Source organism: Blautia wexlerae, from assembly GCF_013300825.1.
GTDB classification, from domain to species: domain Bacteria; phylum Bacillota; class Clostridia; order Lachnospirales; family Lachnospiraceae; genus Blautia_A; species Blautia_A wexlerae_B.
In genome coordinates this window covers 1-1,222 of the sequence record NZ_JAAIMY010000077.1, presented here as the reverse complement: position 1 = coordinate 1,222, position 1,222 = coordinate 1, and the positions used below count along the sequence as shown (strand labels likewise).

At 53.4% G+C, this 1,222-nt stretch carries 2 protein-coding genes; both read left to right on the top strand.

Annotated elements, in window-relative coordinates:
* The first annotated feature begins 17 nt into the window (after positions 1-17).
* On the top strand, positions 18-662 hold the full coding sequence (locus G4417_RS16450) for a CHC2 zinc finger domain-containing protein (RefSeq protein WP_020994021.1): 645 nt from the start codon (positions 18-20) through the stop codon (positions 660-662).
* On the top strand, positions 631-1,222 hold a 592-nt coding region (locus G4417_RS16445; RefSeq protein WP_243872186.1), incomplete at its 3' end, for a virulence-associated E family protein. The genes G4417_RS16450 and G4417_RS16445, both read left to right, overlap by 32 nt.

The following is a 1,222-nucleotide window of genomic DNA, read 5'->3' as shown; positions in this document are numbered from 1 at the left end:
TTCAAGGAGGGATAGATTTGAATGTATTTGAAGCTGTGAAGCAGTCCGTCACAACCAGACAGGCTGCGGAGCATTATGGAATCCATGTAGGGCGGAACGGGATGGCTTGCTGCCCGTTCCATCATGATAAAACCCCAAGCATGAAGCTGGATCGGCGTTACCACTGCTTCGGCTGCGGTGCGGATGGGGATGTGATTGATTTTGCCGCCGCCCTGTATGGGCTGGGAAAGAAAGAAGCCGCCGTACAGCTGGCACAGGACTTCGGGCTTTCCTATGAGGACTGGAAACCGCCGGGAAAAGCAAAAAAGCCAAAGCCCCGGCAGAAATCCCCGGAGGAACAGTTTCAGGAAGCAAAAAACCGCTGCTTCCGTATTCTTGCCGATTATCTCCACCTACTCCGAGTGTGGAGAAAGGAATATGCCCCGCACTCCCCGGAGGAAGTCTTTCATCCCCGGTTTGTGGAAGCCTTACAGAAGCAAGACCATGTGGAATATCTGCTGGATGTGCTGCTGTTCGGGGAAACAGAGGAAAAAGCGGCTTTGATTACGGAATACGGAAAGGATGTGATACAGCTTGAACAGCGAATGGCAGAGCTTGCAGCCGCAGACGCAGCAAGAACTAAAAAACACCATGAACGCCATGCAGCCGCCCCAGAGCATTGAGGAAATCAAGGCGGGGCTGGAAACCACCGAGAAAGGCGGTGTCCGTCAGAGCATACGGAACTGCCTGACCGTATTCCAGCGTGACCCGCTGCTTTCCGGGGCTATCGCATACAACATCCTGACCGACCGCAAGGACATCATAAAGCCCATCGGCTTCCACAGGGACAGCACCGCCTTAAACGATACGGACATGAAATATCTGCTTCTCTATCTGGAAGAAACCTACGGGCTTACCAATGAGAAAAAGATTGATAACGCCATCGGGATTGTGGCGAATGAAAACAAGTACCACCCCATCCGGGATTATTTAAGTTCCCTTGTGTGGGACGGGACAGAGCGAATCCGCTTCTGCCTACGGCACTTTCTGGGGGCTGACGCAGATGATTACACCTATGAAGCGTTGAAGCTGTTCCTGATGGGCGCTATCTCACGAGCCTTTCAGCCGGGGTGCAAGTTTGAAATCATGCTCTGTCTGGTCGGAGGTCAGGGGGCTGGCAAGTCCACCTTCTTCCGTCTGCTGGCAGTCCGGGACGAGTGGTTCTCCGATGATTTGCGGAAGC